The organism is Streptomyces sp. cmx-4-9 (assembly GCF_046548835.1).
Classification (GTDB): Bacteria; Actinomycetota; Actinomycetes; order Streptomycetales; family Streptomycetaceae; genus Streptomyces.
Genome location: NZ_JAEBEE010000004.1, coordinates 249,831 through 263,960, shown reverse-complemented (window position 1 = coordinate 263,960; position 14,130 = coordinate 249,831). Strand labels below are relative to the sequence as shown.

Annotated in this window: 12 protein-coding genes; 2 read left to right on the top strand and 10 right to left on the bottom strand. The window is 71.6% G+C overall.

Annotated features, from left to right (window positions below):
• Window positions 1–131: 131 nt before the first annotated feature.
• The 6 genes from ACLJTM_RS14885 to ACLJTM_RS14860 all read right to left on the bottom strand — a co-directional run bounded on the left by ACLJTM_RS14885 (window position 132) and on the right by ACLJTM_RS14860 (window position 6,668).
• A complete protein-coding gene (locus ACLJTM_RS14885) occupies window positions 132–1,283 on the bottom strand; it encodes a hypothetical protein (RefSeq protein ID WP_411104022.1) in 1,152 nt (383 codons plus the stop codon).
• Window positions 1,284–1,452: 169 nt separating this feature from the next.
• Window positions 1,453–2,481, bottom strand: a complete 1,029-nt coding sequence (locus tag ACLJTM_RS14880; protein WP_411104021.1) for a hydroxyacid dehydrogenase — start codon at window positions 2,479–2,481, stop codon at window positions 1,453–1,455.
• Window positions 2,478–3,413: a carbohydrate ABC transporter permease gene (locus tag ACLJTM_RS14875; protein WP_411104019.1), complete on the bottom strand. Its 936-nt coding sequence runs from the start codon at window positions 3,411–3,413 to the stop codon at window positions 2,478–2,480. The genes ACLJTM_RS14880 and ACLJTM_RS14875 overlap by 4 nt, the downstream gene beginning before the upstream one ends.
• A complete protein-coding gene (locus tag ACLJTM_RS14870) occupies window positions 3,410–4,225 on the bottom strand; it encodes a carbohydrate ABC transporter permease (RefSeq protein WP_411104318.1) in 816 nt (271 codons plus the stop codon). Before ACLJTM_RS14870 ends, ACLJTM_RS14875 begins: the two co-directional genes overlap by 4 nt.
• A gap of 195 nt (window positions 4,226–4,420) precedes the next feature.
• Window positions 4,421–5,743 carry an ABC transporter substrate-binding protein gene (locus ACLJTM_RS14865; RefSeq protein ID WP_411104018.1) on the bottom strand — a complete coding sequence of 441 codons (1,323 nt, stop codon included), beginning with the start codon at window positions 5,741–5,743 and terminating at the stop codon, window positions 4,421–4,423.
• Window positions 5,744–6,023: 280 nt separating this feature from the next.
• Window positions 6,024–6,668, bottom strand: coding sequence for a hypothetical protein (locus ACLJTM_RS14860; protein ID WP_411104017.1), 645 nt, complete (start codon window positions 6,666–6,668; stop codon window positions 6,024–6,026).
• Between the two features lie 357 nt (window positions 6,669–7,025).
• On the opposite strand from ACLJTM_RS14860, the gene ACLJTM_RS14855 reads away from it, so the two are divergent.
• The gene (locus ACLJTM_RS14855; RefSeq protein ID WP_411104016.1) at window positions 7,026–7,529 is read left to right on the top strand and encodes a hypothetical protein; all 504 of its coding nucleotides are present in this window, start codon (window positions 7,026–7,028) and stop codon (window positions 7,527–7,529) included.
• Window positions 7,530–7,578: 49 nt separating this feature from the next.
• Here the strand turns inward: ACLJTM_RS14855 and ACLJTM_RS14850 are convergent, their stop codons facing one another.
• Window positions 7,579–8,538, bottom strand: a complete 960-nt coding sequence (locus tag ACLJTM_RS14850) for a LysR family transcriptional regulator (RefSeq protein ID WP_411104015.1) — start codon at window positions 8,536–8,538, stop codon at window positions 7,579–7,581.
• Window positions 8,539–8,726: 188 nt separating this feature from the next.
• On the opposite strand from ACLJTM_RS14850, the gene ACLJTM_RS14845 reads away from it, so the two are divergent.
• On the top strand, window positions 8,727–12,203 hold the full coding sequence (locus tag ACLJTM_RS14845; protein WP_411104317.1) for a M28 family peptidase: 3,477 nt from the start codon (window positions 8,727–8,729) through the stop codon (window positions 12,201–12,203).
• Between the two features lie 101 nt (window positions 12,204–12,304).
• Here ACLJTM_RS14845 and ACLJTM_RS14840 read toward each other — a convergent pair whose 3' ends face one another.
• From ACLJTM_RS14840 to ACLJTM_RS14830, 3 genes are all read right to left on the bottom strand, one after another.
• Window positions 12,305–12,883 (bottom strand): hydrolase, encoded by a 579-nt coding sequence (locus ACLJTM_RS14840; RefSeq protein WP_411104014.1) that lies wholly within the window; start codon window positions 12,881–12,883, stop codon window positions 12,305–12,307.
• Window positions 12,884–12,923: 40 nt separating this feature from the next.
• Window positions 12,924–13,193: a hypothetical protein gene (locus ACLJTM_RS14835; RefSeq protein ID WP_411104013.1), complete on the bottom strand. Its 270-nt coding sequence runs from the start codon at window positions 13,191–13,193 to the stop codon at window positions 12,924–12,926.
• 313 nt (window positions 13,194–13,506) lie between these two features.
• On the bottom strand, window positions 13,507–13,917 hold the full coding sequence (locus tag ACLJTM_RS14830) for a rodlin (protein WP_411104012.1): 411 nt from the start codon (window positions 13,915–13,917) through the stop codon (window positions 13,507–13,509).
• Window positions 13,918–14,130: the final 213 nt, after the last annotated feature.

The window sequence follows — 14,130 nt, the reverse complement described above, 5'->3', positions numbered from 1 at the left end:
GACCCTCACAGATCAGCGCAGCCTAAGCCACGTGACGAAGGGCGAGCAAGTACGGGACGAATCGCCCGCCTCTCGCGTCTTCGCAGGTGGGAACAGGTGGTCCCGGCCGGAGCAGACCGAAGTGGGAAAGCTCACCCGACGGTGCGCCACGCCCCGAACGTGAGGCCCGGTTCGGTGAGGTCCTGCCGGCAGACGCGCAACCGCCCGTCCGTGTCGACCATCGCGATCGCTACCGAGCCGTAGGCGTCGAGGGCGAGGGCCGGCAGTCCAGCGCACCGGTCCCCGACGGGGGCCCACCAGGCGCCGTACTGCTCACCGTGCGTAGGGTAGGCGGCGATTTCCGGGTATCCCTCGGCACCCCGCTGCAACAGCACCGTGCAGTCGGTGCCGTTGATGCCGGTGCGCACGGCGTCGACGGGCCCGGAGCCTCCCGCGCCGCCCAGGGGCATCAGATGCGGCCCCGGTCCGGCGGGGGCCGCCGGGCGGTAGGCGACGACACTGCCGTCCGCCGGGTGGCGCCAGAAGTAGGTGCCGGTGTCCGGGCCCGTGCGCAGGCAGGTGTACGAGCCCTCGACGGCCTCGGCCTCCATCCGGCCCAGCCACCTGAAGGGGCTTCCGGGCCGGTCCTGGCTCCAGTACGTGGCTCCGCCGCGGAAGGGTGCGAGGAATTCGGCCCGGCCCCGGGAGGTGACCAGCGGGACGACGGGGCCGCGCACCCATTGGCCCCGGTAGTCCGTCCAGTCTTCCCACGTGCCGTCGTCGCGGCGGGTCCGGCCGCACACCCCGGTCCCGAACCGGGAGACCACCACGTGCAGCGATCCCGCGCCGTCGGGCAGCACGACGGGGCCCACCGGCTCGGCAGCCTCGCCTTCCTGGGCGGGGAAGGGGTTGCCGACCGTGCGCCACTCGCCGAGCGGCCGGCCCGTCTGGTACTGGGCGGCCACGACGAACTCGTGGCCGCCGGATGCCCCCTCCCGGCGCCGGGCGCCGGCGAACCACACGAAGCCGTCGCCGTCCTGTGCCAGCGCGAACCGGCCGCCCCACCCTTCGACGGGGAACAGTTCGGGCCCGTGCCAGCGGTCGGACCCGGGAGCCGACTCCGTCCAGCGCACCACGCCCCCGGCGCAGCCCGCGTACGCCGTCAGACGGCCGTCGCGGCCCAGGAACAGCCACCCCGCGGCCTGGGCTCCGCGGTCCGCCGCGGCGGCGATCTCCGGTCCGGGGACCGCGGGCGGGCCGGGCAGCGCGCCCCCGCTCGTCCCCGGATGTCCGCGTCGCGCCATGTCCAGCCCACTCCTGCCCGTGCTCGTGCCCGTGGTCGTGCCCTGTGCTCGCGCCGTTTCCGTCGAGCGGCCCCACCGGGCCAGGGGGACAACTTACGGCAGGCGGATCGGCGGCCGGTGCCGGGGTCCGGGGCGGCGCCCGCCGCGGCGCACCTCGCGACCGGCCCCCTCAGGCGGAGCGGATCAGCTCGTCGGGTCCGACGCCGTGCATGAAGGGCAGTCCCGCGGCGTAGCGCTGCACCTCCTCGACGGCCCAGTGCGCCATCCGCTCCAGCTCGTTGCCGAGGGAGCCGGCGATGTGCGGGGTGAGCAGCACGTTCGGCAGGGTGTAGAGGGGCGAGTGGGGCGGGAGCTCGTCGGGGTCGGTGACGTCGAGGACGGCGTGGATGCGGCCGGATTCCAGTTCGGCGACGAGGGCTGCGGTGTCGACGAGGGATCCGCGGGCGGTGTTGATGAGGGTGGCGCCGTCCGCGAGCGCCGCGAGCAGCTTCGCATCGAACATGTGCCGGGTCTCGGGGAGTTCCGGGGCGTGGACGGACACCACGTGGCTGCGGGCGACGAGTTCGTTGAGCGGGAGCAGCTCGGCGCCCAGTCCGGCGGCCTCCTGCGCGGTGGCGTACGGGTCGTGCAGCACCACGTCCAGGTCGAAGGGGCGCAGGAGCTCGATGACCCGGCGGCCGATCCGGGAGGCCCCGACGATGCCCACGGTGCGGCGGTAGTTGCCGTGTCCGGCGAAGTAGGGGAGGAGTCCCTCGGCGGAGCGCGCGTCGCGGTAGCGCCGGGAACTTTCCAGGACCCGCTTGTTCGCGAAGAGGATGGCGGCGAGGGTGAACTCGGCGACCGGCAGGGCGTTGGCGGCCGCGGCGGAGGACACGCGGATGCCGCGGTGCCAGACGGCTGGGGTGACGTGGTGCTTGACGGAACCCGCGGCGTGCACGACCGCTTCGAGGGCGGGCATCCGGCGCAGGGCCTCCTCGTCGAGGACGGGGGCGCCCCAGTGGGTGAAGAGGACCTCGGTGCGGGCGAGCAGGGCGGGGTCGGCGAGCCGGTAGTCGGTGACGGACACCGCGGTGTCGGTGTGCGCGATGCGGGACAGCCGCTCCAGGGCCCCGGCGTCGAGCAGGGTGCGGTGGATGGCGGGCCCCATGGACAGCAGGGTGCGCGGGGCCGTGCGGACGGGGCCGGCTGCCGAGGTCATTTCACCGCTCCGGCGGTCAGGCCCGAGCGCCAGAAGCGCTGGAGGCAGAGGAAGGCCACGGCCAGCGGGAGGACGGACACCAGGGACCCGGTGATGAGCAGGGCGTACTGCTCGGGGTACTGGGTCAGGGTGGCGTTCCAGTTGAACAGGCCGAGTCCCACGGGGTACAGCTCGTGGTCGTTGAGCATGACCAGCGGCAGGAAGAAGTTGTTCCAGCTGCTGGTGAAGGAGAAGAGGAAGACGGTGACGAAGGCGGGTCCCAGCATCGGGAGGGCGACGGAGGAGAAGATGCGCAGTTCGCCGGCGCCGTCGAGACGGGCGGCCTCCAGGGTCTCGCCGGGGACGTAGCCCTCGGAGAAGATCCGCGAGAGGTAGACCCCGAACGGGCTGACGAGGCCCGGGATGAGGATGGCCCAGTAGCTGTTGACGAGGCCGGCCTTCGAGGCGAGCAGGTACATGGGCAGGGAGATGACGGTGGCCGGGACCAGGAGCCCGAGCAGGACGAAGCCGTACAGCTTCTCCTTGCCCCGGAACGCGTACTTGTCGAAGCCGTAGCCCGCGCCGAGGCTGAGCAGGGTCGAGGCGAGCGATCCGAGGACGGAGTACACGAAGCTGTTGAGCAGCCAGCGTCCGAAGATCCCTTCGTTGTAGGTGAAGAGGTGGAGGAGGTTGCCGAACAGGTGGAAGTCGCCGAGGGCGAAGCCGGGGCGGCCGAAGAGGTCGCTGTTGTCCTTGGTGGCCGAGAACACCAGCCAGGTCAGCGGCATCAGGGTGTAGAACGCGACGAGGACGAGGAGCCCGTTGACGGCGGCCCTGGACCCGAGGATCCGGCCCCTGCGGGGCGGCTTCCCGGGCGGGCGGGAGCCGCCGCGGTGGCGGGCGGTGCCCGCGGGGGCGGACGGGGTGGTCGTGTCCGCGATGAGTGTGCTCATGCTTCTTTCCACCGGTTTCCGAGCCTGGTGACGACAAAGGAGAGCAGGGCCCCGAGGAGGGCCAGGACCAGCGAGGCCGCGGCGGCGATGCCGTAGTCGTGCTTGGAGAAGGCGGCCTGGTAGATGAACATCGTCGGGGACCACTCCGGTGACAGGCCGGTCGCGTCGTAGCGGAAGGTCTCCGGCTCGGTGAACAGCTGGATGGCGCCGATCACGGTGAACAGCGTGGTGAGGACCACCGAGGAGCGGACCATCGGCAGTTTCACCGACAGGGCCGTGCGGAGGGCCCCCGCGCCGTCTACGGTTGCGGCTTCCAGCGTCTCGCGCGGGATGGCCTGCAGAGCCGCGTAGAAGATCACCATGTTGTAGCCGGTCCACTGCCAGGCGGCGGCGTTGACCATGGAGAAGAGGATCGTGCCGCTGCCGAAGAAGTCGACCCGGGTACCGGTCTGTTCGAGGAGTTGGTGGATCGGGCTGAGGCCGGGTGTGTAGAGGAACACCCAGATGATCGCGGCGATCAGGCCGGGCACCGCGTGCGGCAGGAAGGCCGCGAGCTGGAAGAACCGTTTGGCGCGGGCCAGCGAGGAGTCGATGAGGAGGGCGAGGGCCAGCGCTCCGCCGATCATCAGGGGGATGTACACGGCGCAGTACGCCGCGATGTGCAGGAAGCCCGTCTGGAACGCGGGGGCGGTCAGGGCCCGCACGTAGTTGTCGAGGCCGCTGAAGTGGGTTCGCGTCCCGCCGAAACCGAGGCCGGAGGACTGCTCGCGGTACAGGCTCAGGTAGGCCGCGTACCCGATGGGCACGACCATGACGGCGAGGAAGAGCAGGACGAACGGGCCGATGAGCACGGCGGCGGCGCCGTTGCGTCCTCGTCTGCCGGACTGTCGCTGCCGGGGGTGGCCCCGGCCGGAGGACTGGGCACTGCTGGGGATCACTGGTGCTGCCACCGGGGCACCTCCGGGGCCGAAGGAAGAGGGGTCGAGGGGCGCTCGGCTGCCTGCCGGCTACTTCGCGAGCTTCAGGCCGCGGTCGGCGATGAGCTTCTCCGCCGTGGCCTGCGCCGTGTCGAAGGCAGCGGCGAAGTTCCCGTCCTGGGTCTTGGCCAGGGCCGCGACGAGATCGACGGAGGTCGCGTTGTGGACGGGGCTCCAGACCCAGCCGGAGGCGATGTTCGGGACCTGCTCGGAGGCGGCGGCGTAGATGTCCTGGCCGCCGTAGAAGGCGGTGTCGAAGGAGGCTTTCGCACTCGCGCGCAGAGCAGGGTCCGCCGGCAGCGCACTGGAGGTTCCCGGGCTCAGCCGGGCCTTGACGGCTTCCTCGCTGGTGGTGGCCCAGGTGATGAACTCGGCTGCGGCTTCCGCCTTCTTGCTGCCCTTGACGACGGCGAAGGAGGAGCCGCCCACCATGCCCACCTTCCCGTCGCCCCAGCCGGGAAGGGCGACGGAGGCCCATTTCCCCGCCTGCTTGGCCTGTTCGGTCTTCAGACTTCCCGCGCTCCACGAGGCGCCCAGGCGGGTGTAGACCTTGTCCTCCGAGGCGGCCTTGGTGGATTCGGGGCTCCACGCCTTGTGGTTGAAGACGAGGTCGTTCTTGACCAGGTCGCCCCAGAACTGCGCGACCTTCCTGGTGGCGGAGTCGTTGATGTTCACCTTCCAGGCGTCCCCTTCGGTTCCGTACCACCGGGCGCCGGCCTGCTGGGCGAGGCCCGCCCAGGTCGCGGCCTCGTCGCCCCAGAAGGAGGTGATGCGCGCCTCGGGGTCGGCCTTCCTGACCTCCTCGGCGGCGGTCTTGAACTCCGGCCAGGTCCTGGGCACCGCGATCTTGTGCTGCTCGAAGAGGTCCTTGCGGTAGTAGAGCATCTGGGGGGCCACGTCGAAGGGCGCCGCCCACTGCTTGCCCCCGAGCGTGACGAGGTCCTGGACCTGCTGCGGCTGCTTCTTGACGGTGGGTCCGAGCAGTGCGGAGGAGTCGGCCAGCAGCCCCTGGGTGACCAGGTCGGGGACGGCCTGGTACTCGATGTTCATGACGTCGGGCGCATTGCCCGCCTTCACGGAAGCGGCGAGCTTGTCGTATCCGCCCGCCAGGCCCGCGGGGACCTCGGCGAACGTGACCTTGATGGTGTCGTGGCTCGCGTTGAAGGCTTCGGCGGTCTGCTTGGTGCCCGGCATCCACGACCAGTAGGTGATCTCCACCGGCTGGGCCGCGGTGCCCCCGGTCGCGCCCCGGCCCGCCGTGTCCCCGTCACCGCAGGCGGTCGCGGTCAGTCCCAGGGCGAGGAGGGAGGCGGTGACGGCTGCGGTGCGGAACGAACGTGAAGTGCGCGGCATGGCACGGCTCCTACGGGGACCTCGGACGGAAGGAGAAGGGGAGAACGAGGACCATCGTTTGTCCGCACCCGATCACAGTCAAGGGAGAACGCACACAACAATCGAATCGATCACCGATACGATCGGATTATGCGTGCTTTATCCTCCCCGCCTCCCGTGGCCACTGAGGTCCCGGGCTCCCCTCCGTCTACCGGTGGACCCTGCGATTTCTCTCCCCGCACTCGGGACCGATCTATACGATCGATACGATCGAATGTGCAGAACGGTCGGCCGTCACCCGTCAGTGGCCGCCGCGCGGTTCCGTGCAACCGCCCTCCACGTACACCCCGTGGGCCTGCACCTCGGCGGGCTGTCCGAGCCGGCCGGTGACGCACGGGCCGGCCCCCGGGACGAGGTACGAGAAGCCGAGCGCGCCGCCGGAGCGGTACACCGCGCCGTTCGCCGGCGGGTAACCCCAGGCCGACAGCGCGGACTTCAGTGCGTCCTCGGTGGCCGGGGCGGCGGCGCCCTGGGCGGTCAGGGCCTGCCTGATGCGCTGGGCGTGGGCCTCGCCCCGGCAGCGGGCCCGGGGGGTGAGCTGCCGCTGCTTCTTGAAGGCGTGGTTCTCTGCGTACTTGGCCGCCTCCGGGTCGGTCGGCAGCGCGGAGGGCTCCGCGGACCCGCCGGGAGCTGCCGTCGCCTCGGCACTCTCGGCCGCGCACCGGGCCGCGATGTCAGGGAAGGCCTTGTCGTGCGCGGCTGTGGCCGCGGCGGCCGGATCGCCGGTCGGGGACGGGGCGCGGGAGGCGTCCGTCGACGGCGCATCCGGGACGGAGGCGGCCGGGGGGTTCCCGTCCGCCCGGCCCCCGGAGGAGGTGGTTCCGCAGGCGGTCAGGGCCAGCAGCCCCACGGCCAGGGCGGCGGCGAACGAAGTCGGGCGTGTCACGGCGGTCTCCCCATCCCTCACGGGCACGACAGGATTGCCGATTATGCCTGGTGGACGGGGGTCCCCCCGGGCTCGCGCCCGGGCACGGTGGATGAGGGCCCCCAAGGCGGGGGCCCGGGCCCCCGCCCGGGCGGCGCCGCCGGACGCAGGCTGGAGCCCGTCGCCGTAGCCCCGGAGCGACCCCGGGAGGACGCCAACGCGCCACCCTGGGGGCGGCATCGGCTTTCCGCCAGAAGTTGTTCTGCGCATGACACTTCAAGGTCCCTGTGCCACGCTCCCTGGCGCACTCCCGCGAGGCCTGCGGGCCCTCGCTGCCACCCCACGGGCTCCACCCCACACACGCGCAAGAGGAGCGACATGAGGCACACCCCCACCCTCACCGCACTTGCCGCACTGGCGACGGCGGCCACGCTCGCCGTCATCTCGCCGGCGACCGCCGCGGGCTCCGCGGCCGACCAGAAGGCCGACGGCGTGATCGTCGTCGCGGGCAGCACGTGCACTTGGACCGGTGCGAACACCAACGCCGCCGCGCCGGACGCGCTCACCGTCGACCGCACCACGGTGAACAAGCCCGGCGGCAACCTCACGTGCAACGGCGGCATCACCGCCGCCCTCAACAACAACCCGTCCTTCACCTTCGACGACGGCGCCGCCGTGGCGCGGACCGACTCCATCGACATCACCGGCCGGCAGAGCTTCATCTCCTGCCGGTACAAGGCGGCGAACCTGGTCTGGGACCGTCAGGGGACCACCCGGAAGTACGTCAACCAGGCCTTCACCGCGACCAAGACCTCGGGCAGCTTCCTCTGTCCGGGTTCCGTGACCACCCCCGCCGGGGACGCGTCCATGCTGTTCCGCTGATCCGGCCCTGACCGGTCGCGGACCGCGGCCCCTGCGCGGCCGCGGCCGGTCAGTCGAGCGACGGGTGCACCTCGGGGTGGGCGTCCCACCACTCCTTGTGGAAGGCGTTGTTGGCCACATTGGCCAGGTAGGCCCGGCCCGCCGCCCGGTAGAGCAGCTCCGCCTGGCCGGCGGAGACCGCCGACCGGTTCCAGGCGAGGCGGATCCGGCCGGTGACGGGGGCGCCCGCGAGCGGGCGCATCACCGTACCCGGCGCCGTCGGCGCGGTGGGCTGGCTCAACGAGATCGCGCGGCCCGCCGCGATCAGGTCGTAGTGCATCTTCCGGTCGGTGATCCGGTAGCGCAGCGACGGCGCGAACCCGGCCCGCGCACAGGCCGCGACGAGGGCTTCGGGCCCGCCGTCGTCGTCCTCCACCAGGGTCATCCAGGACTCCCCCGCCAGGTCGGCGAGATCGATCAGCTCCCGGCCCGCGAGCGGGTGCTCCGCCGACAACCGGATGCAGAACGGCTCCTTCGGGACGAGCGTCCGGGCCAGCGCTCCCTCGGGCAGCGGGACCTCGTGCTCGTTGACCTCGCCGTAGACGATGGCGTCGTAGCGGCCGGCGCCGAGCATCCGGGCCAGCGCCGTGACCGAGTCCTCCAGGTCCACCGTGATCTCCTGACCCGACATGGACAGGTCGGTCTGCGCGAGCAGCCCGTCGAGCAGCACCAGCAGGATGCAGCCCAGCCGCAGCGGGGCGCCGGTGGCGATCTCCCGCGCCTCCGCGCCCAGCGCGTCCATCTCGTTCAGCACCCGGCGCGCCTTGGCGAGGACGAACTGCCCCAGGGCGGTGGGCTCCACGCCGCCACGGCCCCGGACGAACAGCTCGCCGCCCGTGACCTGCTCGATACGGCGCAGCTGGGCGGAGAGAGCGGGCTGGGACACGCCCAGGCGGCGTGCCGCGGCGCCCAGGCTGCCCGCCTCGGCGATGCGGCAGACCGCTTGCAGATGCCTCAACTCCAGCTGCATCCCGGCAGCGTACGCAGCACGCCGCCGCGGCACCATAACCCCGGTCTTATGCCGTCCGGGATGTCCCGATGGCGTCATGTTCACGCCCATACTCGGCCCCGAACGCGCACTTATCCCCCGCTTATCCCCACCCCCCACGATCGGAGTGGACGTTGCAGCCCACCAGATGGACGGCGGCCCTGGCAGCGATGGCGCTGACCGCGGGCCTGGCCGGCGCCCTGGCCGGGACGGCATCGGCAGCGCAGCAGACGCAGCCGCCGCAGTCCCCGCAGGACACCCCCGCCGCACGGGCGGTCGCCGCCGCGGACCGAGCGGTCACCAGCGGACTCGACTCCCTGGTCAACTCCTCGCAGGAACAGTACGAACGACGCCTGGTCACCCCCTGGGTGAAGGACCTCTACTCCGTCGCGTACGAGCGCAGCTACCGCGGCCTGCCGGTCGTCGGCGGTGACGCCGTCGTCCTCGCGGACGGTACGGGCGCGGTGCGCTCCGTGCAGTCCGCCTCCTCCACCCGCATCGACGTGGCCACCCGCGCCCAGGTGGCCGCCAAGGACGCCGAGGCGGTCGCCCGTACGAAGCTGGCCTCGGTCGACAAGGTCGAGAGCAGCCGCCTCGTGGTCCGGCTCAAGGACGACAAGCCGGTCCTGGCCTGGGAGACCGTCCTCGCCGGCCGCACCGCCACCGCGCCCAGCAGGCTGCACGTGTTCGTGGACGCCCGCACCGGCGCCTTCGTCGACAGCCACGACGAGGTGGTCGCCGGCACCGGCAACAGCAAGTGGAACGGCCCGGGCCCGCTGAACATCGCCACCACGCAGTCCGGTTCCACGTACTCGCTGCGGGACCCGAACCGGACCGGCCTGAGCTGTGCGGACTACAGCACCGGCAGCGTCTTCTCGAAGTCCTCCGACGCCTGGGGCACCGGCAACCCGACGTCCAAGGAAACGGGCTGCGTGGACCTGATGTTCGCGGCCCAGAAGCAGTGGGACATGCTCGGCCAGTGGCTCGGCCGCAACGGGGTCAGCGGCAACGGCCGCAGCTTCCCGGCCAAGGTCGGACTGAACGACCTCAACGCCTACTGGGACGGCAGCTCGGTCACCATCGGGCGCAACAGCGCCAACGAGTGGATCGCGGGCGTGGACGTGGTGGCCCACGAGTACGGACACGCCATCGACACCAACACCCCCGGCGGCACCAGCGGCCAGGAGTCCGGGCTCGGCGAGGGCACCGGCGACATCTTCGGCGCACTCACCGAGGCGTACATCAACCAGCCGTCCCCGTACGACACCCCCGACTACACCGTCGGCGAGGTCATCAACCTCCAGGGCCGCGGCCCGATCCGCAACATGTACAACCCGCCGGCCGTCAACAACGACCCGGCCTGCTACAGCTCCGCGATACCCGGCACCGAGGTGCACGCGGCCGCCGGGCCGCTCAACCACTGGTTCTACCTGCTCGCCGAAGGCACCAACCCGGGCGGCGGCAAGCCCGCCAGCAGCACCTGCAACCAGTCCACGCTGACCGGCGTGGGCGTGCAGAACGCCGGCAAGGTGTTCTACGGCGGCATGCTGCTCAAGACCAGCAGCATGTCGTACAAGAAGTACCGTACGGCGACGCTCAGTTCGGCCAAGTCACTCGACGCCACCTGTGACCTCTTCGGCAAGACCAAGGCCGCCTGGGACGCCATCAGCGTGCCCGCCCAGTCCGCCGACCCGACCTGCACGCCCAGCGGCCAGAACAACGACTTCTCGCTGGCACTGAACCCCTCGTCGGGCACCGTGCAGCAGGGCGCCTCGGTGACCACCACGGTGGCCACCGGCGTCACCACCGGTGTGGCCCAGTCGGTGACGCTCACCGCCTCCGGACTGCCGTCCGGGGTGAGCGCCTCCTTCAACCCGGCCACCGTGCAGGCCGGCCAGTCGTCGGTGCTGACCCTCACCGCCACCGCCAACGCGGCGCCCGGCGCCTCCACCGTCGTCGTCAAGGGCCAGGGCACCGCCCTGTCCCACACCGTCGACTACGCGCTGAACGTGGGCGGCACCCAGCCCGGCAACGACCCGCCGAACATCAGCGTCGCCAACGTGCAGGCGCACCTGTCCCAGTTCCAGACCATCGCCTCCCAGAACGGCGGCCACCGGCGGGCCGGCAGCGCCGGTTACACCCAGTCGCTGGCGTACGTGAAGGGCAAGCTCCAGGCCGCCGGATACACGGTCACCGAGCAGAACTGCACGTCCTGCACCTACCCGTCGAACAACCTGGTCGCCGACTGGCCGGGCGGCCCCGCCGACCAGACCGTCATGTTCGGCGCCCACCTCGACGGCGTCTCCGCCGGTCCCGGCATCAACGACAACGGCTCCGGCTCGGCGACCCTGCTGGAGAACGCCCTCGTCCTCGCCCAGAAGAACCCGACGATGACCAAGCACGTCCGCTTCGCCTGGTGGACCGACGAGGAACAGGGCCTCAACGGTTCCGCGTTCTACGTCAACCAGCTGAGCAGTGCGCAGCGCAGCGCCATCAAGGGCTACTACAACTTCGACATGGTCGGCTCGACCAACGGCGGCTACTTCATCAACAACGTGAACTCGGCCACCGCCGCGCCACTGAAGGCCTACTGGACCTCCCTCAACCTCGCCCCCGAGGAGAACACCGAGGGCCAGGGCCGCAGTGACGACTACTCCTTCCAGCAGGCCGGCATCCCCACGTCCGGCTACGCGGCCGGCGCCAGCGCCCGCAAGACCTCGGCGCAGGCCACGAAGTGGGGCGGCGCCGCGAACGCGGCCTACGACCCCTGCTACCACAGCTCCTGCGACACCACGAACAACATCAACGCGACCGTGCTGGACCGCAGCGCCGACGGTGTCGCGTACGCCGTCTGGAAGCAGGCCGTCGGCGGGGAAGCCCCGGCCCAGGACTTCTCCCTGGCCACCAGCCCGTCCGCGGGCTCCGCGGCCCCCGGCGGCTCCGCCTCCTCCACGGTGAGCACCGCGACGGTCAGCGGGGCGGCCCAGCCGATCGCCCTGTCGGTGTCGGGCGCCCCGGCCGGGGTGACCGCGTCGCTGAGCCCCGCCTCCGTGCAGTCCGGCGGCTCCTCGACGCTGTCGGTGCAGGTCGGCGCGAGCACCGCGCCGGGCACCTACACCCTGACGGTCACCGGTACCGGCACGGTCAGCCACACCACCACCTACACCCTGACCGTCACCGGCGGGGGCGGCACCTGCACGCCGCGCCAGCTGGTGGTGAACGGGGGCTTCGAGAGCGGCAGCAGCCCGTGGACCACCACCTCGGGCGTGATCACCAACCAGGCCGGCCAGGCTCCGCACGGCGGCAGCTACAAGGCATGGCTGAACGGCTACGGTTCGGCCCGCACGGACAGTGCGTCGCAGTCGCTGTCGATCCCGGCCGGCTGCTCCGCCCACCGGCTCTCGTTCTTCCTCCACATCGACACGGACGAGACGGAGAGCGTCGTCTACGACCGGTTCACCGTGTCGGTCGGCGGCCAGACCCTGGAGACCCTCTCCAACCTGGACGCGAACTCCGGCTATGTGCAGAAGTCCTACGACCTCTCGCGGTTCGCCGGCCAGAGCGTGGTGCTGCAGTTCACCGGCGTGGAGGACCAGTCGCTCCAGACCTCCTTCGTCGTGGACGACGTGTCCCTCCAGGTGAGCTGACCCGCCGACCCGGGCCCCCGCCCGGCCCTGCGGAAGCCGGCCCGGTCCCCCTCCGCGGAGGGGGACCGGGCCGGCGCGTCGTCTGCGTGCGCGGTCGGGGCTCAGGCTGCGGGGGCGCCGAGGGCGGTGATGATCTCGTCGGTGCTGCTGACCCGGCCGAGCCGCGGGAAGATCTTCCCGAAGGTGTGGGCGTGCGAGTCGGCGTCCGTGTCGGCGGTGGCGTCCTCGGCGAAGACCAGCTCGTAGCTGTGCTCCCAGGCCGTCCGGGCGGTGGACTCCACACCGGCGCTGGTGGAGATGCCGGCGAGGACGATGCGGTGGACTCCCCGGCGGCGCAGTTGCAGGTCGAGTTCGGTCCCGGTGAAGGCGCCCCAGTGGCGTTTGGTGACGATGATGTCGCCGTCGGCGGGAAGTTCGGCCGGGAACGCGGAGAAGGCGGCGGGCGGCGCCGCGGCCGGGCCGGGACGGTCGGCGGCCGCGACGGGCAGGTCTCCGCCGTCGGCGGACCAGGCCACCCGGACGAGGACGACGGGCAGCTTCCTGGCCCGGAAGGCCTCCGCGAGGCGGATGCCGCGGCGCAGGACCTCGTCGGCGGGCCGGGAGACCGGCAGCCCGAGGATCCCCTTCTGCAGGTCGATCAGGACCAGCGCGGTCTGCGCGTCGAGGTTCAGGCCGGTCATCGGGTGCTCCTCCTTCGGTTGGGTCCGCCCGGACATGCGGTTACGCGGTGGGGCCGGGGGCGATCAGGGCCGTGAGGCCGGGGTCCAGTTCCGACCCGTCGACGAGGAGTGCCTCGACGGTGCGGGTGGCGGGGTCGATGTCGGCCTCCATGCCCTGCCCGGCGTAGCGGGGGTACCCGGAGGCGCCGGTCCTGCCGGTCGCCTCGACGACGGCCGACCGCAGGGGGTGGTCGGCCTGCGGGGCGCCGCTCCGGTTCTTGGCGTGCTCGGCTACCAACAGGATCTCGAAACGCTGCGGCTCGGTGCTCATGCCCCGACGCTAGATGCGCCCGCTCCGGCCGTGCAAGAACCCGCGCGCTCGACGGGCAGTGCGGCGGTCAAAAGTCACGGAGTCGGCTCTGCGCGGGGCCCGCCCGCGAAGTCCTCTCGTAACGCCGCAGAGCCTCCCGCCCGGCTGCCGGGTGGAAGGCTCTGTGAGCTGCGGTGCGGTGCCCCGCCGTGGCGGCCTGGCGGCCGGCGCGTGCCTGCGGAGGGTGCGGATCCGCGGATCCGGGTGGAACAAGCCGGGGCCCCGTGGGCACTCGCGCAGGCGTCGGAGGCCCCGGCTCGCAGAGGGGACTGCGTCAGCTGCCGGCCGACAGGTTGCCCGAGAGGACCGGGATGTTGTCCAGGATGTGGGAGAGCGGCTCGTCGCCCTTGGCCTGGGTGGAGTTCTCGGTGCACTGCTGGTTCTGCGGGTTGGACAGGACGTTGATGTCCTGGACACCGATGTTGAGCAGCGCCACCAGGGACTGCGCGTTGACCTTGGCCGGCAGGCCGATGCAGGGCTTGTTCAGGGTGCCCTGGACCAGGCCGAGCTGGGGGCTCAGGTTGCCCTCGGTCTTCTGGTTGCCGTAGATCTGCTGGGCGCCGTTGCCGTTGACGGTGTTGATGCCGTTGTCGTTGCCGATCGCCATGGCCGGGGCGGCCACGGCGGCGCCCGCGCCGATGAGGGAGGCGGTGGCGGCAGCGGTGGCCATCATCTTCTTGATCATTGTTAAGTCTTCCTGTGTGCACGAGTGCATGGTGGTGAGCGCCTTGATCAACGCGGAAGGTGCCCGCGGGTTGCGCTGCTTCACCCGAACAGCCCCGCTTCGTCCTGCATCCGGCTAGTGCGGTGACCGGAAACGTGTGCCGGGTCGCGGTGTCCGGTGCGGTGCATCGCAAGGCGGAGGGCCACGTCTCGTACTGGACGTACTTGCGTGGTC

What these genes read in the sequence shown, in the direction of transcription:
- ACLJTM_RS14885 (WP_411104022.1), bottom strand. Translation starts at nt 1,283, where the DNA reads ATGGCGCGACGCGGACATCCGGGGACGAGCGGGGGCGCGCTGCCCGGC.
- ACLJTM_RS14880 (WP_411104021.1), bottom strand. Translation starts at nt 2,481, where the DNA reads ATGACCTCGGCAGCCGGCCCCGTCCGCACGGCCCCGCGCACCCTGCTG.
- ACLJTM_RS14875 (WP_411104019.1), bottom strand. Translation starts at nt 3,413, where the DNA reads ATGAGCACACTCATCGCGGACACGACCACCCCGTCCGCCCCCGCGGGC.
- ACLJTM_RS14870 (WP_411104318.1), bottom strand. Translation starts at nt 4,225, where the DNA reads ATGGTCGTGCCCATCGGGTACGCGGCCTACCTGAGCCTGTACCGCGAG.
- ACLJTM_RS14865 (WP_411104018.1), bottom strand. Translation starts at nt 5,743, where the DNA reads ATGCCGCGCACTTCACGTTCGTTCCGCACCGCAGCCGTCACCGCCTCC.
- ACLJTM_RS14855 (WP_411104016.1), top strand. Translation starts at nt 7,026, where the DNA reads ATGAGGCACACCCCCACCCTCACCGCACTTGCCGCACTGGCGACGGCG.
- ACLJTM_RS14850 (WP_411104015.1), bottom strand. Translation starts at nt 8,538, where the DNA reads ATGCAGCTGGAGTTGAGGCATCTGCAAGCGGTCTGCCGCATCGCCGAG.
- ACLJTM_RS14845 (WP_411104317.1), top strand. Translation starts at nt 8,727, where the DNA reads ATGGCGCTGACCGCGGGCCTGGCCGGCGCCCTGGCCGGGACGGCATCG.
- ACLJTM_RS14840 (WP_411104014.1), bottom strand. Translation starts at nt 12,883, where the DNA reads ATGACCGGCCTGAACCTCGACGCGCAGACCGCGCTGGTCCTGATCGAC.
- ACLJTM_RS14835 (WP_411104013.1), bottom strand. Translation starts at nt 13,193, where the DNA reads ATGAGCACCGAGCCGCAGCGTTTCGAGATCCTGTTGGTAGCCGAGCAC.
- ACLJTM_RS14830 (WP_411104012.1), bottom strand. Translation starts at nt 13,917, where the DNA reads ATGATCAAGAAGATGATGGCCACCGCTGCCGCCACCGCCTCCCTCATC.